Below are 20,874 nucleotides of genomic sequence, written 5' to 3'. Positions count from 1 at the left end.
CGGGTGCGGACAGGCGATTATCTGACGGATATCATGCGCTCGCTGAGCTTTCTCAGCCGCATTCCCGTGCATGATATTTTCTTCGAAGATGACCACCGCTCGATTGCCCAGTCCTCGCGTGCCTTCCCGCTGGCTGGCATTCTCATCGCCATCCCCTCCGCCTGTGTTGCTGCAATCCTCGTCTCCCACAACGCTGACCCGCTCCTGTCGGCCGCCATCGTGCTCACCATCGCGACCTTTATATCAGGGGCCCTGCACGAGGACGGGCTTGCCGACACCGCAGACGGCTTCGGCGGCGGCAGTTCACGAGAACGCGCACTGGAAATCATGAAAGACAGCCGCATCGGCACCTATGGCGCCATTGCGCTTATCCTCTCCTTTGCCTTGCGCATGGCGGCCATCGCTGCATTGATGAGAGAGCTATCGTCACTGGGCGTTGCCGTCAGCCTCATCGCCGTCGCATGTCTCAGCCGTGGCGCTCTGGTCTGGCATTGGCAGAAGCTCGCACCGGCAAAACCAACTGGCGTCGCCGCCTCGGCGGGCCAGCCGGGTGAGACGGAGAGATCGCGCGCACTTGGCTACGGCGTCGGTCTGGCGGGTTTGATCGCCATGAACTACTTTGCACCCTTCCCCTTTGCTGTCGTCCTCGCCGCTCCACTCGTAGCGACCTATCTGTTCAACCGCTATTGCGACCGCAAAATCAAGGGACACACCGGCGATACCATTGGAGCCACCCAGCAGATCACGGAGATCGTGATGCTCGCCGGACTTGCCCTGATCGCCTGATGTGAAGATATAAACCGATGGAAACGCCTTGCATCAATATCTGTACGCTCGATCCCGATGATGGCCTGTGTGTGGGCTGTTATCGTACCATCGAGGAAATAATGGGCTGGTCCGGCTATGGGGATGCGGCACGCAGCGCCATCATGGCCGAACTTGCGCAGCGCACCTCTCAGCGGCACGCAAAGAACACCGGGGAGACCGACACCGTATGAACAGGCTGACCTTCGTTTTTCTTATACTGGGCGTGGGTCTGGCACTGCTCATCTTCAACCACGATAGCGGCCGCACATTCGGCATCGCGAATGATGACTTTGCGCACGCCTTGTATCTTGCGCCCATTGCAGCCCTTCTGTCGGTCGGCATATTGGCGGGCAATCGCGGTGGCTTCGGCACCGCGCTACGGCAAATGGCCATCTGGCTCGTCATCATTCTCAGCCTCGTCACCGTCTATCTCTACCGCTACGATTTCCAGCGCGTGGGAGACAGGCTGCTGGCCGGGCTCATCCCGGGTCGCGCGGTGGTCGTCACCACGCAGGGTGGCGAGCAGGAAGTCATCATCAACAAATCCATGAACGGCCATTTCGAAACCGACGCGCAGGTCAACGGTGCCGGTATCCACATGCTTGTCGACACTGGTGCCAGTTCCGTCGTTCTCTCGAGCGAAGACGCCGAAGCGGTCGGTATCAATGTCGAAAATCTGGATTATTCCGTCTCGGTCATGACGGCCAATGGCCGCACATCCGCAGCCCCCGTCCGCTTGCGCGAACTCGCGATCGGCCCGATCGTCAGGCGCAACGTCGAAGGCCTCGTGGCGCAAAGCGGCCAGCTCGACCAAAGCCTCCTCGGCATGACGTTCCTGTCCACCCTTGGCTCGCTTCAAATGCAGACGGACGAGTTGAGACTGCGCGACCAGTGAGGTTGGTTTAAAACTCGAAGATTTGGCGGAACACACCGGGCGCGATCAGCGATAGCGGGTTGACGACAAGACGCGGCGTATCCGTCTGGCCGGTCAGCTTGAAGGTGATGCCGAGCAGACCGCGATCCTGGCCGTTTCCGAGGAAGATGCCGATAAAGGGCAATTCGCCGAACAGGCGGTTGAGACCATAGGCTGGCATGAAGGTGCCGGTCATGTCCATATTGCCGCTCTGATCCTTGACGATACCCTGGAAGGTGGCGCCGATCTGTTCGCCACGAACAACCCCATTCTCCAGCGCAAGCGTGCCGTTGACGTAAACGAGACGCGCAAATCCACGTTGGAATTTCTCCGAGCTGACATCGATGTTGCGACGCACGGCGGTGTTGAGGCTGCGGCCATCCTGCCCGGTCGGCGTGGCGACGATGTCCTGGAGCTTGGCCTCGTTGACGACGGCAAAATTTCGCATATCGAGCGACCCGCTCCAGTCGTTGCCATTGGCCGTCGTCAGGGCCAGATTCAGCAAACCGCCGCGCAGTCGCGAATAGAGGTTGGCAAACCGCACGAACGATCCGGCATCGCTGGTGGTCAGGTTGATCGTCCCGCCATCGCCGCGATTGATCGTCTGGGCCACCAGTGCCTGTCCGCGACTGGTGACACTCTTGAGGTCGACGGTGCGCAGTTTGCCGTTGCGCAGATTGATATCGGCGTTGACGTTGCTCATCACCTCGTTGTTGAAGCCATAGACCTTGTCGATCTGTGCCTTGATCGAAAACGAGCCGAAATCACCATCACCAGAACCGGCGCCGGAACCACCACCGCTGCCATTGGGCGCGGGGTTGCGCAGCCTTGCGATGAGGGGTCTCAGATCGATGGAACTGCCACTGGCATTGACGGTATAGTTTTTGCGCGACGATGAAACCGTGACAGCGACACTATCTTGCGGCGACAGTTGAAGCCGCGAAAAATTCGCTGAGATCAGGCCGTTTTTGTCGAAAGACATGTCGCCGTTGGCACCGAAGCCGTCACCCTTGAACGAGAAATTGCTGACATTGGTGCGGCCATCCACCGCTTCGACAGTAAATGATGCTGCCGCAGCAATACCCTGCCCCTTCGTCCAGCCTATTCCAGGCAGAACGAGCGACGCATTGGAGAGATCGAGTTTCACGCTCTGGTGTTTCGGATCGCTGCCGTTGATTTCGAGCAACGTCGTTCCGGTTATGACCTTGCTGAGTTCCGGCGCAAGCTTGGCGATCTGCGTCGATTCCAGCGTTGACTTGAGCGTCAGCTGACGTGCGACCGTGCTGGCTTTCCCAACCGGCTGGACCAGATCGATATCCATCGCCACGTCGTCGATCCGCCCCTTGCCCTTCAGGCGCAGCGCCTGCTGATCGATCGTCAGTGGACCGGTGACGCCAGTCACAGCGCGACCGGCAAACGGCCGGGTCAGTGCCACGTTATCAAGATCGAGCTGCGCCGACCACACCGGCGGTGGCGGGTTCTGACTGTTCAACAACCCGATTGTCAGCTTGGCATTCGCCTTGACCTGACCAGCGAAGTCACCCGGCTTGAATTCCGAATCCTTCAAGGCATTGAGAGGCCGGAACGTCGCCATCTCGGCAACCGCATCTGCGGCGCCGGACAGGTTGAGATCGAGATCGGCCATCAACGGCTTCTCATAGACCGACTGTATCTTGAAGGTGCTGTTTTCGAGCGTCAAAGTCCGGTTCGACGGGAAGAACGAAGTTGCCTTGAGAATGTTGACGTCGATCTTTTCACCCTTCAGCTCGAAGTGGGCATAGGCATCGCGCAGCGGCGGGATATCGCCTGCCACGTTGAGACGAGTGTTTTCGACATCGAACTTGATCTGCAATTCGTCGCCGGAAAGCTCCATCGGACAACCGGGTCCGCACATCTTGCCCTGCGGTATGAAGACCGAAATCGATCCGTTTTTGATCGTCCCACCGTACAGGTTGGAGATTACCCAGGGCCGCGCCTTGCGTGCCATCCAGAACGGCCAGAGCTGCTTGACGGCTGTCGCTTCCATCTGCGCGATCTGGCCGCCGAAGCTGATTTCCGGCGAGCCCACACCGAATTGCACCTTGAGCGAGCCGGCCATATCGCCAAGCGCGCTTTTCACATAAAGCGCCGGAATATCCAGGCGATGTGTCGTCTTGTTGAAGGTGCCATCGGCCATCAGATCGAATGTCACGGGTGGCTCACCACCCGCCTCGGCCACCGCCTTCGCACCTTCCAGTTTTAGTGAAAGATCGAAACCTTCAGCATTATCTTTGACCACTGCACGAAGCGGCAGAACCGATTGACCAAAGGTAAAGGTGGAGTTGTCGACCGCAATAGCGTTATTATCGAAGTCATAGCGCGCATTGATCTGGCCGCCCGACACCGGCTGCGCATCGCCACCGATATAGAGCTTGCCGTCGCCGATACCGGCGGACACGGAAAGCGATGGCTTCACGTCGCCGTGCTCACGGCTGCCAAGAATGTTGAGACCCGCTTTAACGTTCAGGCCCTGGTGCATCAACCCCTCGGGATCGTGCTGTTCCAGAAGCGGTCCGATGTCGAACCCATCAAGCCGGGCGCTGAAATTGTCGATGCCGCCGTCGGCACCTTTCGCCGCAAGCGCAAGAGTAGCAACCTCACCGTTGAACGCCACATTGCCATCAAGCGAATAGCCGCCTTCCCGATCCGGTACCAGCGACAGCTCCTGCAACACAATGGTGCGCGGCTCGCCATCCTGTTTCGGCGGCAGTCGGATGGCGATGTCGGAGAGATCGATCTCATCCGTGCCGCTGCTCTTGAATGTCTGGGCGAAAGTGTCGAGAGCCTTGAACGCGATGTTCAGATAGTTCGGCACTGCATCCACGCGCAATTTTGCCAGATCGATGCCCTGGCCCTTCGGCAACAAGGCGGTATCGAGCTCCATGCCGGTCGCCTCGATGCTCTCAACGGACACACGGCCGGTCAGAAGCGCCAGCGGATCGAGCGCCATGCCGATGGCACGGGCACGGCTCATATGCTGGCCGGTATCCTGCTCGATGATATCGACATCCTGCGCCACAAGCGCCAGCTGGAAACCGGATGCGAAACGCACCGAGGTGGAGCCGATGCGGGCTTCGTACCGCGAGCCCAGCGCATGTTCGAGCGCCTGCTTGGCCTGCGTCGAAAGCGCATTGTCGATGGACCCGGTCTCGATCGACAGAATGATGCCGCCGATGGAGATGAAGGCGAGAACGATAAGGGCCACGAACACTTTGACGAGAGCCCGCATCATGGAGCGCGGCGCCGGGCAATGAACGATGATGGGGTCTTCGACCTGGGCAGACGGCATCGCATGCAGCGGCTGGATGTCCCGCTTGCTGAAGCTTACCTTTTCGCCACGAATTTCCGCCATTCGCCGTGCCTGCTCCCGGAATTGCCACGGCCCTGAAATCACCATCAAGACCTGTTCGGAGTGACGGGTCAACCAATCACACCGTCTGACTCGCCACAAGACTGGACGAAGCGCTTATTCGGTATATATCGAATAATGGCCCATTTACTCAACAATCCGGCGAAAGAAAGGTCACCTCATGACAGATTTAGCAATTGGCGATAATGCACCGGATTTTACCCTCCCGAGAAACGGCAGCGGCGACGTCACACTCTCCAGCCTCAAGGGCAAAGCCGTGGTGCTTTACTTCTACCCCAAGGACGACACGTCGGGCTGCACGGCACAGGCCATCGACTTCAGCGCCATGGGCGGCGATTTCGAAGCGGCCAATGCCGTCGTGATCGGCATCTCCCCCGACTCGGTCAAAAGCCACGACAAGTTTGCCGCCAAGCATTCGCTGTCCGTCATGCTGGCATCGGACGAAGAGCGCAAGGTTCTGGAAGCCTATGGCGTTTGGAAAGAAAAAAGCATGTACGGCAAAAAATACATGGGCGTGGAGCGCACGACATATCTCGTTTCGCCAGACGGCAAGATCGTGCAAATCTGGAACAAGGTGAAGGTTCCCGGTCACGCACAGGCCGTTCTCGACACCATCAAAGCGCTCTAAGGAGCCTCCGGCCCGCCAAAGTCAAAACTTCGTTAACCTTAACAAATTACCATCCAGCCGAACGAGACATGGCTGGAGGATGGATTTTGACGGGAGCGGGTAAAAACCTGGCATTTGGCAAAAAACGCCAGCAGCACGTCCTGATTCTCGCAAGTGGCGACAAGGTGCGCCACTTCACCATTCGGCCATGGCTGGCCGCCACGGCCCTGTGCGTCGCGGGCCTCCTCAGCGTCGGCTATATCGGCGCGACGGCCTATCTCATTTTGCGCGACGATCTGGTTGGTGCCACCATTGCCCGCCAGTCCCGCATGCAGACCGAATATGAAGACCGCATCTCCGCCCTGCGCGCCCAGGTGGACCGCGTCACGTCGAAACAGATGCTCGATCAGCAGGCCGTGGAGCGTAAAGTCGAGAAACTGCTGGCGCAACAAAAAGACCTCACCTCCCGCCATGGCCGCATGAGCGAGCTTCTGGAACGCGCCGAGAAATCAGGCGTCTCCGGCACGGTCGATGAGACACATCCGGTCAACGCCTATTCACCCGACAAAAGAGCCAGCCTCTCTGGCGGCTCGAAAGCCATCGATAGCATGTTGTCCTCCCCCTCGACCGGCCTCAAGGGCAGCATCGGCTACGCCTCCAAAAGCGAGAAACTGTCGGACCGCAGCCTGTCGATGATGATCGCTTCGCTCAGCAAGGTCGAAACCGAACAACTGACCCGAATCGCCTCGCTGACATCGGGCGCGGAAACCAAGGCCGACGCCATGGCCGACATCATCCGTAGAACCGGCATCAAGATCGACGACTCAGCCTCCCAAAATATCGGCGGTCCCTTCGTTGAGCCGATGACGGGAAGTGCCGCGACCTTCGAAGAACAGCTCAGCAACCTCGACACGGCACTCAGCCGTCTCGAGACCGTCCGCGGTGCCGCCGTTTCGCTCCCGTTCGGAAACCCCGCCCCCGGCAGCGAAGTTTCCAGCCGATTCGGAAATCGTATGGACCCATTCCTCGGCCGCCTCGCCTTGCATGCCGGTATCGATTTCGTCGCCCAGACTGGCTCAGAGGTCCACACGACAGGTGCAGGCACTGTGACAAGCGCCGGATTTTCAGGCGGTTACGGCAATATGGTCGAAGTCGATCATGGCAAGGGCATCACCACCCGTTACGGTCATCTATCGCAAATTCTCGTCAAGGAAGGCGACAAGGTCGCGCTGGGCGAAGTTATCGGCAAGGCTGGCAGCACCGGGCGCTCCACCGGGCCGCATGTGCATTACGAGGTGCGCCTGAACGACGAACCGGTCGATCCGACTCGGTTTCTGGTTGCCGGAACGCAGCTGAAAACCTATCTTCAATAAAACAGTCGGTGTGACGCCGACGTGGTTATTGTTTCAAATACAATTGCCAGTCTCGCCGTAATAAGCGCGGCAACCTGTATTATTTTGGGATAAATCCCTGTTTCCTTGACTTTCTGGCCAATTCGGCCTATTTCGCCGCTACAGTCTGCGGCGTCGCCGTTATGACAGCTAAGTGTTCTTTTCGAACCAACACGGAAACAGTTTTTCCTTTGACAACATTCTCTGATCTTGGCCTAAGCCAAAAAGTTCTTTCTGCTATCGAAAGTGCCGGCTACACGACACCGACACCTATTCAAGAAGGTGCGATTCCGCCAGCGCTGGAACGACGCGACATCTGCGGCATCGCGCAAACGGGTACGGGCAAGACCGCATCCTTCGTGCTGCCGATGCTGACCCTTCTTGAAAAAGGCCGTGCGCGCGCAAGAATGCCGCGAACCCTTATTCTCGAGCCGACCCGCGAACTCGCCGCACAGGTGGCTGAGAACTTCGAAAAATACGGCAAGAACCACAAGCTCAACGTGGCTCTCCTCATCGGCGGTGTGTCCTTCGATGAACAGGACCGCAAGCTGGAGCGCGGCGCAGACGTTCTGATCTGCACCCCCGGCCGCCTGCTGGACCATTGCGAACGCGGCAAGCTGTTGATGACTGGCGTCGAAATCCTCGTGATCGACGAAGCCGACCGCATGCTCGACATGGGCTTCATTCCCGATATCGAACGTATCGCGAAGATGATTCCCTTTACCCGTCAGACGCTGTTCTTCTCGGCCACAATGCCGACGGAAATTCAGAAGCTGGCAGACCGCTTCCTGCAGAACCCGGTTCGCATCGAAGTCGCCAAGCCGTCTTCGACAGCAAAGACCGTGACGCAGCGCATCGTCGCCACGCACGACAAGGATTACGAGAAGCGCGCCATTCTGCGCGACCTCATCAATGCACAGACCGACCTGAAAAATGCGATCATCTTCTGCAACCGCAAGAAGGATGTCGCCGATCTGTTCCGTTCGCTGGAACGTCACGGTTTCTCGGTCGGCGCTCTGCATGGAGATATGGACCAGAACTCGCGCACCAAGATGCTGGCGGGCTTCAAGGATAACCAGATCACCCTGCTCGTCGCATCCGACGTTGCTGCACGCGGTCTCGATATTCCCGACGTCAGCCATGTCTTCAACTTCGACGTTCCGATCCATGCGGAAGACTATGTCCACCGCATCGGTCGTACGGGCCGCGCAGGTCGCTCCGGCGCTGCCTTCACCCTCGTCAACCGTCGCGACACGAAATATCTGGACGCCATCGAAAAGCTGATCAACGAGAAGATCGAATGGCTGAACGGTGACCTGACCGCGCTGCCGGAGCCGATGGAAAGCTTTGCCTCCGAGCGTCCGCGCCGGGGCAAGGAAAAAGAACAGCGTGGTCGTGGCCGTGACAGAAACCGTCGCGATGCTGCTCCCCAGGTCGATGTCCAGGCCGCAGTGCCGCAGCCTGTCATCGAAGAAAAGATCATTCAGCCAGCCGCCATCATAGATATCGCGGCAAATGGAGGCGACAAGTTGAAGGCAGAACGCAAGCAAGAAAGAGCACCTCGCAATTTCGAGCGCAACCACAATACGACGCCACCTGCCAACGACGACAATCGTCGTCGCCACTACCGCGACCATGACGATGGCCCGACGCCGGTTGGCTTCGGTGACGACATTCCTGCCTTCATGTTGATCGTCGCCAACGCGAAAGCGTGATGATGAAGCCCGGCATTGATTTTCCGGGCGTCGGCTCCGGCCTCGTCATCGAGCGTGATGGTAAGGTCCTGCTCTACAAGCGGGTCAAACCGCCAGAGGCGGGCCACTGGAACATCGTCGGCGGCAAGGTCGACCATATGGAAACCGCCGCCACTGCCGCTAAGCGCGAGGCCGAGGAAGAAACGGGCCTCACGATCGGCGGTGTGCGTTTTCTCTGCATTAGCGAACAGATCATCCCGGCCGATGGGCAACATTGGTTGTCGATCATCTATATCGCCGACGATATCAAGGGCGAACCGAGCCTGACCGAACCCGACAAATTGTCGGATATGGGCTGGTTCGACAGGGACGCCCTCCCACAGCCACTCTCCCTTTTCGCACAGGATGCGTTCTACCATCTGCGCAAGAGCAGAGCGTGAACGGCTCCGATCAGCCTATATCGCTGAAAATGCGCGAAAATTTCTGCTCCATGGGCGTTTTCACGGGCATTTCCCCTTTTGCAAACCGTCCGGTGTCGATAAACATCGCAGGACAGGAAGAGGAAAACCGCCGCACCATGCATTTATTTCGCCTGCTCACCGTTGCTGCCAGCCTTGCCTTGGCAGGCACCGCAAGTGCCGCGACCATCGGCGTCGTCGCGCCGCAGAGCGGTGCCTATGAAACGCTGGGCCTGCAAATTCGCCAGGGCGTGAAGATTGCAGCGGCGAAAGCCGGCCTCGATGTCATGGAAATTCACGAGAGCTGCGAAGAAGGAAGCGGCGGCGCCATTGCCGATGGCTTGGTCGCGGCCAAGGTCAGCATGGTCGTCGGGTTCCTTTGCACCGAAACGCTGCCAGAAGCTCTTCCCACTTTGAAAAACGCGGCCATTCCGGCCATAACTCTGTCGAGCCGCGCCTCCGGTCTCATGGAAGATACGCTCAAGCGTGGCTGGCCGTTGTTCCGTCTCGCACCGTCCGAGGACGATGAATCGGAAGCCGTGATCTCCGCAATCATGCGCGACTGGAAGGGTCACTCCTTCGGACTGATCGATGACGGTACCATCTACAGCCGCGAACTGGTGGATCGCGTCCGCGCCAAGCTGGAGGAATCCGGCCTCAAGCCGACCTTCACCGATACCATGCGTCCCTCGCAGGAGCAGCAGGTAGCCCTTGTCCGGCGCTTGAGCCGCACCGGCATCACCCACGTCTTTATCGGCGCAGAACGCAACGATGTCGCCATCATCGCCCGCGATGCAGCAGCCGAAAAGGCTCCGCTCACCATCCTTTCAGGCGATACGATGCGAGCAGCCAACAGCCCGGTGCCCATGCCCGCTGGCGTGCTCGCCGTTACCTTGCCCGATGCCTCAGCGCTGCCATCGGCTGCCGATGCCGTGACGGCTCTGCGCGCCGCAAATGTCGAGCCCGAGGGCTACACCCTGCCCGCCTTTGCGGTGACCCAGATCGCGGCAAAGCTGATCGAGCTGACGCAGTCCGAAGGCAAGCCTGCCCCCACGCTTCTCGTCGGCACCACATTTGAGACGGCCATCGGCCCTGTCATCTTCAACGACCGTCACGAGCTGCAAACCAACCCCTACCGCCTCCAGCAATGGAATGGCACCGCCTTTATACCCGTGGAGCGCGCCGAGCGCTGAAGACAATTGCGTGGTCCGTGATTGTTGATCCCACGCAACGGTGGTACATGCGCGTTATAAGAGATCGATGACGAAACGACTTGTCGAACTTCGCCAGCGGTCTCACATCTTCGTTTTAGGAGCCTTTGCAAATGTCTCTTCCCGTGCGGATCGCCCCCTCCATTCTTGCCGCCAATTTTGCAAAACTCGGACAGGAAGTGGCCGATGTGACAGCCGCCGGTGCCGACTGGATTCATCTCGACATCATGGACGGCCATTTCGTGCCGAACATCTCTTTCGGTCCCGATGTCATCAAGGCGCTTCGCCCGCACAGCCAGGCCTTCTTCGATTGCCACCTGATGATTGCCCCAGCCGATCCATACCTTGAAGCCTTCGCCAAGGCGGGCTGCGATGGCATCACCGTTCATGCCGAAGCGGGTGCGCATCTGCACCGCTCGCTGCAAACCATCCGCTCCCTGGGCAAAAAGGTCGGCGTCACGCTGAACCCGGCCACGCCATTGTCGGTTCTGGAAAACGTGCTGGATGATGTCGATCTCATCCTCATCATGAGCGTCAACCCTGGCTTCGGCGGCCAGAAATTCATTCCCGCCATGCTCGACAAGATCCGCGCCGCCAAGTCATTGATCGGTGACAGGCCAATCGAACTCGAAGTCGATGGCGGCATCACCATCGCAACGGCGGGAAGCGCAATTGCCGCTGGTGCCAACGTGCTGGTCGCAGGCTCTGCCATCTTCAAGGGTGACGGTGTCGAAGACTATCGCACGATGGTCAGCGCCGTGCGTGCCTCCGCAGAACAGGGTCGCGCGTAGAAGCGGTCCATCCAGTGGCGGCCCTGCCCTTCGCCACTGTCTCTCATCGCCTCGAATGCGTTGAGATTGCCGGAACACTTTGCTAAAGGGGCAGAAATATTCCTTCCTGAGAGAAAGTCATTGCCATGATCCCTCGTTATTCCCGGCCGGAAATGGTCGCAATCTGGTCGCCGGAAACAAAATTCCGCATCTGGTTCGAAATCGAGGCGCATGCCTGCGACGCGCTGGCCGAAATCGGCGTCATCCCAAAGGAAGCGGCCAAGACCATCTGGGAAAAAGGCGGCGCTGCGCAGTTCGATGTCGCGCGCATCGATGAGATCGAAGCCGTTACCAAGCATGACGTCATCGCCTTCCTTACCCATCTGGCGGAATTCGTCGGCCCCGACAGCCGCTTCATCCACCAAGGCATGACCTCATCCGACGTGCTGGATACCACGCTGAACATCCAACTGGTTCGTGCCGCCGATCTGCTGATTGCCGATATGGACCGCGTTCTCAACGCGCTCAAGACCCGCGCCTTCGAACACAAGGACACGGTTCGCATCGGTCGCAGCCACGGCATCCATGCCGAGCCGACGACGATGGGCCTGACCTTTGCTCGCTTCTATGCCGAGATGGACCGCAACCGCGCCCGCCTCGTCAATGCTCGCGCAGAAATCGCCACAGGCGCCATTTCAGGCGCTGTCGGCACATTCGCCAATATCGATCCGTCCGTTGAAGAACACGTCTGCAAGGCGCTGGGTCTCGCGCCGGAGCCTGTCTCCACGCAGGTCATCCCGCGTGACCGTCATGCCATGTTCTTCGCCACGCTCGGCGTCATCGCCTCGTCCATCGAAAACGTCGCCATCGAAATCCGCCACATGCAGCGCACCGAGGTTCTGGAAGCCGAAGAGTTCTTCTCTCCGGGCCAGAAGGGCTCGTCGGCCATGCCGCACAAGCGAAACCCGGTTCTGACCGAAAACCTCACCGGCCTTGCGCGTCTGGTGCGCATGTCGGTCGTTCCTGCCATGGAGAACGTTGCTCTGTGGCATGAGCGTGATATCAGCCACTCCTCCGTGGAGCGCGCCATCGGCCCCGACACGACGATCACGCTCGATTTCGCGCTGAACCGTCTGGCAGGCGTCGTCGAAAAGCTGGTGATCTACCCGGACAATATGCTCAAGAACATGAACAAGTTCCGCGGCCTCGTCCACTCTCAGCGCGTTCTTCTGGCCCTGACGCAGGCCGGCGTTTCGCGTGAGGACAGCTATCGTCTCGTCCAGCGCAACGCCATGCGCGTCTGGGAAGAAGGCAAGGACTTCCTGGAAGAACTACTCGCCGACGAAGAAGTCCGCGCCGCCCTGCCAGAAGAAAAAATCCGCGAGAAGTTCGATCTGGGCTATCACACCAAGCATGTGGACACGATTTTCAATCGTGTGTTCGGCAAGGCTTAAGCGCAAAGCGAAAACCCCCTCACTTGCAATTTCTAACACTTGAGCAAAGCTCAAGATATTGAAATTGCTTTCTCTCCCACAAGGGGAGAGATAGGCGAATGCCTCGCCGCTTGCTCCTTACCTCTCCCCTTGTGGGAGAGGATAGAAAATCACGATCTTAGCGAAAGCTAAGTCGTAGATTTTCTTGGTGAGGGGTTTGGCGGCTGGTGCGGGACAGGAGATTTTCTCCTTGATAACTCCAACCACAACACCGAGATATGCGGCATGAAAGCATCTGAAGCAGATATCCTCATCGTTCCCGGTTACACCAATTCCGGCCCAGAACACTGGCAAAGCCGCTGGCAGGAAAAGCTGTCCACAGCCCGCCGTGTCGAACAGGCGGAATGGACAAAGCCCGTCAAGGAAGACTGGGTCGCAAAGCTCATTGAAGAGGTGAACGCCTGCACCCGTCCCGTGGTGCTGGTGGCCCATTCGCTGGGCGTGCCGACCGTCATGCATGCCCTGCCGCAGATCAGGGACAAGATTGCAGGCGCGATGTTCGTTGCTCCGCCCGATGTTGCAAACCCGGATATCCGTCCTAAGCACCTGATGACGTTTGGTCCCTACCCGCGCGATCCACTGCCGTTCCCCGCCATCACCATCGCCAGCCAGAACGACCCCTTCGGCAGCTATGAACATGCAGGCGATATTGCCAATGCCTGGGGCTCGACGCTGATCGATGCTGGCATGTCAGGTCACATCAACGCCGAATCGGGTCACGGTCCCTGGCCGGAAGGCACGATGGTGTTTGCGCAATTTCTCAGCAAGCTGAAACCACCTTCAGGATTCGGTAGCTGATTTCATTGACTATATCGTGTTTACCACGACTATGACTTGTGAAAGAGAATTTTCCACACCTCCCTTTTAACGGCAGCTTAAGTCTGCAACAATAGCCTGTGAAATAAGCAGCGCACGTCTGGGTGCAATTTAATCGTTTCAACGATGGCAGGATCGCGTGAATCAAGATCTGTTGCTGAAAGATATTCTCGACTCCCTGCCTGTTCCCGCCATCCAAATCTGGCCCGGGGGTGACATCGCCTACCTGCCACCGAACGTTCCCCTTCCGCCCTGCGATAAACCTACACACCTCCTGGATTTCATCCATGCCGATGACCACGGTCGTTCTATAGCAGCACTCGATGCGCTCGCAGCACAGTCACCTGCAACGTTGGAGGTGCAACTTTCAGACAACCCTTCCGTCCAGCGCTACGCCCTCCTGTCCCTGTCATCCATACGCGCCAGCGAACGCACCGTCATTCTCGCCCAATTCACTGATATCACCGCCCAGAGACTGCGAGAGCAGGACATCGCGCAACGGGAAAGCCGCTGGAACAGCGCGCTGGTCAGTTCGCTCTCCGGTGTCTGGGATCAGAACTTCGTCACTGGCGAGATGTACGGTTCAGAGACGTGGCGCGCCATTCGCGGCATGACGCTCGAGGATCCGATCGAAACAGATTTCGACCGCTGGGTGGACCTGATCCATCCCGATGATCGCGAACACACGCTGCATTGCATCGAGAGGCAGAACGCGGGCGATCCGGCCTATACCGCCTTCCAGTATCGCGAGCGTCACAAGAATGGTCATTGGGTTTGGATCGAATGTCGCGGGGCCTGCATCGAGCGTGACGAATATGGCAAGGCCGTGCGCATCGTCGGCACCGATACAGACGTGTCGGAGCGCAAGGCAACCGAAAACGAGATGGAGCGCATCTCGCGCCATCTGAAAGTCGCGCTCGAGGCGTCTCAGGTCGGCGTCTTCGAAGTCGATTTCGACGCAGGCGAAACCATCTGGGATAGTCGCATGTACGAAATGTACAAGGTCGATCCCAACACGCCCGTCAGGATCGGTGGTCTGTGGGAAACACGCGTTCACCCGGATGATCTGGATCGCGTCCATAAGAATGTGTGGAACATGATCCAGGAGCTTCAGCCATTCTCGGAGGACTACCGCATCGTCATGGAAGACGATTCGTTGCGATATATCCGCGCCCGCTCCTTGCCTTTCATCGATATCGATGGCCGCAGGAAGATGATCGGCGTCAATTGGGACGTAACGTCGGACGTGCAACTGCGCAACGAACTGGAACGCGCCCGTAATCTGGCAGAGGCACGCGCCTGCGAGCTGGAAGCGGCCAAGCTCAGCATCGAGCACAATGCGATGCATGATTACCTGACAGACCTGCCCAATCGCCGCTATCTCGACGACCTACTGGAACGCCGAACTCTGGCAGCCGACAAGACCGGCTCCGGCATTGCCATCCTGCATATCGGCCTCGACCGTTTCAAGCAGATCAACGACACGCTGGGTCATCGCGCTGGCGATGTGATGCTCAAGCATGTCGCGGAGATGTTGCGCCGGAACCTGAAGACCAATGAATTCATCGCGCGCATCGGCGGCGACGAATTCGTGCTTCTGTTACCGTTCAACGGCTACACCCGCAAGATCGCTTCCACGGCAGACAGGCTGGTGAAAGAGCTGCGAAAGCCGGTTCTCTACGATGGGCAGGAGTGCCGGTTCGGCGCCAGCATCGGCATCGCCTGCGGCATGGGCCCAAATTTCGATTACAAGCAGCTGTTGCTCAATGCCGACATGGCGCTGTATAACGCGAAAAAAAGCGGTCGCAACCGCTACGAATTCTTCTCGTCCGATACGCAGGACTGGCTGATCAACACCAAGCGCGTGTCAGACGAAATCCTGATGGCGCTGGAACGTGACGAGTTCGTTCCCTACTACCAGTTTCAGTTCGATACCCACACACTGGACATTTGCGGCGTCGAGACGCTGGCGCGCTGGAACCACCCCATCGACGGTATCCTCACCCCCGACAAGTTTCTGGATATTGCCGAAGACCTGGACGTGGTCGCCGCCATCGACGGTATCATTCTGGAAAAGGCACTCGTCGATTTCAAACGCTGGCGCGCCGATGGCCTGCCCATACCGAAAGTGTCGGTCAACGTCTCGGCCCGCCGCCTGCACGATCCGCTGCTCACCAAGACCCTCGACGGGCTCAAAATGGAGCCAGGAACGCTGTCCTTCGAGCTGCTGGAGTCGATCTTTCTGGATGACAGCAACGATATCGCCATTTCCAACATGCAAAAACTGCGCGCACTCGGCATCGATATCGAAATCGATGACTTCGGCACTGGCCACGCCTCCATCATCAGCCTGTTGAAGGTCAGCCCAACGACGCTGAAAGTGGACCGGGAACTGGTGCGGCTCGCGCCACAGTCGACCGAGCAGCGAAAGCTCCTGGGCGCCATCATCGATATCGGTCATTCTCTCGGCATCAAGGTCGTGGCAGAGGGGGTGGAAACTGCAGACCACATCCGCATTCTGCAAGCCATGAATTGCGATTCGCTTCAGGGATACGCACTCTGTCGCCCGCTTCCGGCCGGTCATATCAATGCTTTCGTTGAGGCCGAAGCTTGGAGAATCGCGCCCTTCACCGTCCAGCGATCGACAAGGACAATGGCCCACGCCATGACCGTTCCCAAATGAAGGATGGCTCGGTCCGCTGCAAAAGAATACACGGATCAATCAACCCGAGAAGTCCCTGAACAATCCGCCACAAATGCGCAGGAAAAATCCTGCTGCGCGTCATGAATATTTTTGCACTTTTTTCAGCATCGGCATAAATTTAGCCGTGTTTTACTGCTTGTTATTATCGCACTCTCTGCCGGAATTGTTTTTCGGTAGAAATAAACCTGTTGAAAAGGCCCGACGGCGAGACGACCGTCTCGCGCCAGCAGCACGCAAGGGCCACAATTGAAGCGAACGCGGCCCCATCCTCATTGTGGAATGGCTTCTTTTCCGTTATGGGACCGCTTCAAGACACGAAACGAACGCCGTCCATCCGGCGCCAACCAAGAGATTTGCTGATATGAACCGTCGCCGCCGTATTTACGAAGGCAAGGCCAAGATCCTTTACGAAGGTCCAGAGCCAGGAACTCTCATCCAGTTCTTCAAGGACGACGCAACCGCCTTCAACAAGAAAAAGCACGAAGTCATCGATGGAAAGGGCGTTCTGAACAACCGTATTTCGGAATATCTGTTCACGCACCTCAACAAGATCGGCATTCCCACGCACTTCATCCGCCGCCTCAACATGCGCGAGCAGTTGATCAAGGAAGTGGAGATGATCCCGCTTGAGATCGTCGTGCGCAACGTGGCCGCTGGCTCGCTCTCCAAAAGGCTGGGTATCGATGAAGGCGTGGTTCTGCCGCGGTCCATCATCGAGTTCTATTACAAGTCGGACGCGCTCGAAGACCCTATGGTGTCCGAAGAGCACATCACCGCTTTCGGCTGGGCGAACCCTGCGGAACTCGATGACATCATGGCACTCGCCATCCGCGTCAACGACTTCCTGTCGGGCCTTTTCCTCGGCGTCGGCATTCAGCTGGTCGATTTCAAGATCGAATGCGGTCGCCTTTACGAAGGCGATATGATGCGCATCATTCTGGCTGACGAGATTTCCCCCGATAGCTGCCGCCTGTGGGACATCGAGACGCAGGAAAAGATGGACAAGGACCGTTTTCGCCGCGATATGGGTGGGCTTCTGGAAGCCTATTCGGAAGTCGCGCGCCGTCTCGGCATCATCAACGAAAATGAACCGATCCGTGGCACCGGCCCGGTTCTGGTCAAGTAAATTCAGGAGAGCAACAGGTGATCAAGGCACGGGTGACTGTTACGCTGAAGAACGGCGTTCTCGATCCGTAGGGTAAGGCAATCGAAGGCGCGCTCGGCAGCCTCGGTTTCGATGGCGTCGGCCAGGTCCGTCAGGGCAAGGTCTTCGATCTGGAACTGAACGGCGACGCGGCAAAGGCCGAAACCGACCTGAAGGCGATGTGCGAAAAGCTGCTCGCCAACACGGTGATCGAAAACTACTCTATCGCTATTCTCTGACGCTCAGGAGCCGCCCCCATGAAATCCGCAGTCGTCCAGCTTCCGGGCCTCAATCGCGACCGTGACATGATCGCGGCTTTGACACGGATTTCCGGCAAGGCACCCGTCACGATCTGGCAGACCGAAACCGAAATCCCCGATGTCGATCTGATCGTCATCCCCGGTGGCTTCTCCTATGGTGACTACCTGCGTTGCGGCGCCATTGCCGCGCGCATGCCCGTCATGCAGGCCATCCGCGAAAAGGCTGAACAGGGCGTGAAGGTTCTAGGTGTCTGCAACGGCTTCCAGATTCTGGTCGAGGCAGGCATGTTGCCAGGCGCCCTGATGCGCAACGCATCGCTCAAATTCGTCTGCCGTGAAGTGAAGCTCCAAGTCGTCAACAACGACACCGAATTCACCCGTGCCTACGACAAGGGCCAGATCATCCGCTCGCCTGTCGCCCACCATGATGGCAACTACTTCGTTGAGCAGGAACAGCTCAAGGCTCTTGAAGATAACGGCCAGGTCGTGTTCCGTTATGCCGAAGGCACCAACCCGAACGGTTCGCTCAACGACATCGCTGGCGTTATCAACGCCAAGGGCAATGTACTGGGCATGATGCCGCACCCGGAAAACCTCATCGAAGCCGCCCATGGCGGCAATGATGGGCGCGGCATATTTGCTTCCGCACTCGGTGTCATCGCAGCGTAAATATTAACAAAGCCGGGTTACACCGGCTTTGTTGTATTCCACTTTCATGGATTGAAGCGATGAACCGCCTGCCCCTTCGTCACGTCTTGAACATTGCAGGCCTCGGCCTCGTCGCGCTCTCGCTGGCCGCTTGCCAGTCCGAAAGAAAACCAGCCGCATCATCGTCCGCATCGCAGGCGGCCTTGCCTGTCATGGAACGCGTGGCGCTGGGTGCCAATGCCTGCTGGTTCAAATCTGGCGACCCCGCTTTCAAGGCCTATCGCCTTGCGCCTGAGCTTAACTCCTTCTCCGGTCGTCCCCGCATTCTGCTGGTGCCGCGCAACAGCCCTGAATCGCGCCCCATGCTCGTTGTTCAGGCGGAAGGCAATCCAGCCAAGGTCGATGCCTTCGGCCCTGCCATGAACGAACCTCACGCCGCACGCATTTCCACAGACGTGAAGCGCTGGGCCAATGGCGGCAAGGGCTGCTCTTGAAACAAGAAACCCGCCAGTGCCGGTTGGGACTGGCACATGGCGGGCTCTGCCGACAATTGGGTGCAAGGCCGGGGGAACTCGGCCCCGCATTGCGGCAGGAAAACTCATGAATTTAAAGAGCGCGTGGAGGCCAGGATGACAACCCCGCCTTTTGCGCCTCCTGCATTGCCTGCTCTCGAGTAATGCCGATGTCGCACAATTGCTCATCCGACAATTCCCGAAGCGCCAGCCTGCCCGACCGCTTGCTCTGCCAAGACACAATCGCCGCAATCCATCGCCCGACAAAACCTGTGACAACAGCCGCCGAATTCGGATCGACCATATCGCCCGCATCGCGAAAAATACGTTCGCGCTGATAGCCATCGGGATACATTGTATCTATTGTCTGATTGTATTGATCCATCTTGAGCATATTGTACCTATCAACGCGGAAGCGCCTTTCATCTAACTGTTTCAATACAGATACAATTGACAATACAATGAACACAATGCATATATTGTCACCATGACAAATTGGATTCCAGACCTCTCCACCGGCACAGGCCCGCTTTACATCAAGCTCGCAGACAGCATCGAAGCCGCGATCTCCGACGGCACCCTTTCCGCTGGCGCAAAGCTGCCGCCGCAGAGAAACCTTGCCTTCGATCTGGGGGTGACAATCGGCACGATCAGCCGCGCCTATGCGCTCATTCATGAGCGTGGCCTCGTCAGCGGCGAAGTCGGTCGTGGCACCTATGTAAACACCAGCATCACGCCCAGCCCTACCGCGAAGCTGGAACGCGCGGTTGCCTCCTTCGGCGGCACGCGGCCCACCTCTGACACGCCCAACAAATATCGCCTGAACACCACCGCCGCATCGGACATCGGCCAGAACCTGCTGATCGACCGACACATCGCCGATATCGTCAGAGACTGCTCGCTCCAGATCACCGACTATGCACGGGCATTCCCGCAGGAATGGGCGCAGGCCGGTGTTCGATGGCTGAGCCAGGGTGACTGGTCACCTGTGGCGGACAACATTGTCCCAACGCTGGGTGCGCATGCCGCGATCATGGGCGTCATCACCGCCATGACCTCGCCGGGCGACCGGATCGTGTTCGAACCCGTCACCTATTCCCAGATTGCCCGCGCTGCCATTCTGGCCGGTCGCCGTGCATCTGTCGTGGAGAGCGACGAGCAGGGCATCATCCCCGAAGATTTCGAACGGGTCTGCGCACAGCAGCATCCGAAGATGGTCTTCCTCATGCCGACAGGCCAGAACCCGACCTGCGCCGTGCTGCCCGAGGAGCGCCGTCGCGCCATTGCCGATATCGCTCACCGATACAATGTCTGGATCATCGAAGATAATCTCTACGGCGCCATGGTCAGCAACCAGCCGCCGATGATTGCGCAGTTCGCGCCCGACCTCACCTTTGTCGTGGGCGGCCTGTCGAAATCCGTGTCCGCCGGCGTGCGTGGCGGTTGGGTCGCCTGCCCCTCGAATTTCGCGTCGCGCATCCGCATTTCCCACGCCATGATGACCGGCGGCCTTCCCTTCCTGCTGGCCGAACTCTGCGCCCGCATGGTCAATAGCGGCGATGCGCATGATATCCGCAGAGACGTCACAGACGAGATCAATGCCCGCGAGCTGATCGCCCGCGAAACCTTCGCCAATTTCGAATTCAATTCGATGCCGGACATTCCCTTCCTCTGGCTCAAGCTGCCGGAGCCGTGGCTATCGGGCACCTTCCGCAGTGCGGCGATGAAGGAAGGCATTCTCATCGATGACGAGGATGAGTTCAAAGCCGGGCGTTCGGAAAAAGTCTTCCACCGCGTCCGCATCAGTTTTTCCGCACCCAGAACCCGCTCCGAACTCACCGACGCCTTTGGCATTCTGCGGCAACTGCTGGACAACGGCTCTGCCGGGTATGAAGGCGTGGCCTGATACCGAAACACGGTCTGAAAACCGGGGTTAAGGGCGATTTTGCCGGTGCGTCAGGACATTTTCCTGTCGCACCTTCCCGTCTCTTGCGGTAAAGAACCGGAAACTCCCGTACCGGCTCGAACCCCGTGAGA

19 protein-coding genes are annotated in these 20,874 nt (G+C 58.4%); 17 read left to right on the top strand and 2 right to left on the bottom strand.

Annotated features, from left to right (window positions below; all coding sequences use genetic code 11):
* Positions 1-3 precede the first annotated feature (3 nt).
* The 3 genes from RRU01S_RS10925 to RRU01S_RS10915 are packed head-to-tail and all read left to right on the top strand — an operon-like array spanning position 4 to position 1,702.
* The gene (locus RRU01S_RS10925) at positions 4-786 is read left to right on the top strand and encodes an adenosylcobinamide-GDP ribazoletransferase (RefSeq protein WP_108722616.1); all 783 of its coding nucleotides are present in this window, start codon (positions 4-6) and stop codon (positions 784-786) included.
* A gap of 17 nt (positions 787-803) precedes the next feature.
* Entirely contained in the window at positions 804-998 is a 195-nt protein-coding gene (locus RRU01S_RS10920) for a DUF1289 domain-containing protein (protein ID WP_045230312.1), read from the top strand.
* Positions 995-1,702, top strand: a complete 708-nt coding sequence (locus tag RRU01S_RS10915; protein ID WP_045230311.1) for a TIGR02281 family clan AA aspartic protease — start codon at positions 995-997, stop codon at positions 1,700-1,702. The genes RRU01S_RS10920 and RRU01S_RS10915 overlap by 4 nt, the downstream gene beginning before the upstream one ends.
* A 7-nt stretch (positions 1,703-1,709) precedes the next feature.
* Here RRU01S_RS10915 and RRU01S_RS10910 read toward each other — a convergent pair whose 3' ends face one another.
* On the bottom strand, positions 1,710-5,111 hold the full coding sequence (locus RRU01S_RS10910; RefSeq protein WP_045230310.1) for a YhdP family protein: 3,402 nt from the start codon (positions 5,109-5,111) through the stop codon (positions 1,710-1,712).
* A 178-nt stretch (positions 5,112-5,289) separates the two neighbouring features.
* On the opposite strand from RRU01S_RS10910, the gene bcp reads away from it, so the two are divergent.
* The 13 genes from bcp (at position 5,290) to RRU01S_RS10850 (ending at position 18,819) form a co-directional block, all read left to right on the top strand.
* On the top strand, positions 5,290-5,757 hold the full coding sequence (gene bcp, locus RRU01S_RS10905) for a thioredoxin-dependent thiol peroxidase (protein ID WP_045230309.1): 468 nt from the start codon (positions 5,290-5,292) through the stop codon (positions 5,755-5,757).
* A gap of 86 nt (positions 5,758-5,843) precedes the next feature.
* Positions 5,844-7,109: a M23 family metallopeptidase gene (locus RRU01S_RS10900; protein ID WP_045230357.1), complete on the top strand. Its 1,266-nt coding sequence runs from the start codon at positions 5,844-5,846 to the stop codon at positions 7,107-7,109.
* A gap of 209 nt (positions 7,110-7,318) precedes the next feature.
* Positions 7,319-8,842, top strand: coding sequence for a DEAD/DEAH box helicase (locus tag RRU01S_RS10895; protein WP_045230308.1), 1,524 nt, complete (start codon positions 7,319-7,321; stop codon positions 8,840-8,842).
* A complete protein-coding gene (locus RRU01S_RS10890; protein ID WP_045230307.1) occupies positions 8,842-9,261 on the top strand; it encodes an NUDIX domain-containing protein in 420 nt (139 codons plus the stop codon). Before RRU01S_RS10895 ends, RRU01S_RS10890 begins: the two co-directional genes overlap by 1 nt.
* A gap of 137 nt (positions 9,262-9,398) precedes the next feature.
* Positions 9,399-10,472: a branched-chain amino acid ABC transporter substrate-binding protein gene (locus RRU01S_RS10885; protein ID WP_081880055.1), complete on the top strand. Its 1,074-nt coding sequence runs from the start codon at positions 9,399-9,401 to the stop codon at positions 10,470-10,472.
* Positions 10,473-10,603: 131 nt separating this feature from the next.
* A complete protein-coding gene (gene rpe, locus RRU01S_RS10880; protein ID WP_045230306.1) occupies positions 10,604-11,281 on the top strand; it encodes a ribulose-phosphate 3-epimerase in 678 nt (225 codons plus the stop codon).
* A gap of 125 nt (positions 11,282-11,406) precedes the next feature.
* Entirely contained in the window at positions 11,407-12,714 is a 1,308-nt protein-coding gene (purB, locus tag RRU01S_RS10875) for an adenylosuccinate lyase (protein ID WP_045230305.1), read from the top strand.
* Between the two features lie 264 nt (positions 12,715-12,978).
* Positions 12,979-13,551 (top strand): RBBP9/YdeN family alpha/beta hydrolase, encoded by a 573-nt coding sequence (locus RRU01S_RS10870; protein ID WP_045230304.1) that lies wholly within the window; start codon positions 12,979-12,981, stop codon positions 13,549-13,551.
* A 157-nt stretch (positions 13,552-13,708) separates the two neighbouring features.
* Complete coding sequence (locus RRU01S_RS10865) at positions 13,709-16,252, top strand: sensor domain-containing protein (protein WP_052816062.1); 2,544 nt, start codon at positions 13,709-13,711, stop codon at positions 16,250-16,252.
* A gap of 382 nt (positions 16,253-16,634) precedes the next feature.
* On the top strand, positions 16,635-17,399 hold the full coding sequence (gene purC / locus RRU01S_RS10860; RefSeq protein WP_045230303.1) for a phosphoribosylaminoimidazolesuccinocarboxamide synthase: 765 nt from the start codon (positions 16,635-16,637) through the stop codon (positions 17,397-17,399).
* A gap of 80 nt (positions 17,400-17,479) precedes the next feature.
* Positions 17,480-17,656 (top strand): phosphoribosylformylglycinamidine synthase subunit PurS, encoded by a 177-nt coding sequence (gene purS / locus RRU01S_RS25305; RefSeq protein ID WP_244446082.1) that lies wholly within the window; start codon positions 17,480-17,482, stop codon positions 17,654-17,656.
* An 18-nt stretch (positions 17,657-17,674) separates the two neighbouring features.
* A complete protein-coding gene (gene purQ / locus RRU01S_RS10855; protein WP_045230302.1) occupies positions 17,675-18,346 on the top strand; it encodes a phosphoribosylformylglycinamidine synthase subunit PurQ in 672 nt (223 codons plus the stop codon).
* Between the two features lie 59 nt (positions 18,347-18,405).
* Positions 18,406-18,819, top strand: coding sequence for a hypothetical protein (locus tag RRU01S_RS10850; protein WP_045230301.1), 414 nt, complete (start codon positions 18,406-18,408; stop codon positions 18,817-18,819).
* Between the two features lie 112 nt (positions 18,820-18,931).
* Here RRU01S_RS10850 and RRU01S_RS10845 read toward each other — a convergent pair whose 3' ends face one another.
* A complete protein-coding gene (locus RRU01S_RS10845; RefSeq protein ID WP_327787002.1) occupies positions 18,932-19,276 on the bottom strand; it encodes a DUF1127 domain-containing protein in 345 nt (114 codons plus the stop codon).
* Positions 19,277-19,324: 48 nt separating this feature from the next.
* Here RRU01S_RS10845 and RRU01S_RS10840 point away from each other — a divergent pair, with 48 nt between their 5' ends.
* Entirely contained in the window at positions 19,325-20,743 is a 1,419-nt protein-coding gene (locus RRU01S_RS10840) for an aminotransferase-like domain-containing protein (protein WP_045230300.1), read from the top strand.
* Positions 20,744-20,874: the final 131 nt, after the last annotated feature.

Origin of the sequence: Agrobacterium rubi TR3 = NBRC 13261, from assembly GCF_000739935.1 — a bacterium.
Taxonomy (GTDB): Bacteria; Pseudomonadota; Alphaproteobacteria; order Rhizobiales; family Rhizobiaceae; genus Agrobacterium; species Agrobacterium rubi.
The sequence above is the reverse complement of the archived record's forward strand: the minus strand, read 5'-3'. Positions and strand labels throughout refer to the sequence as shown.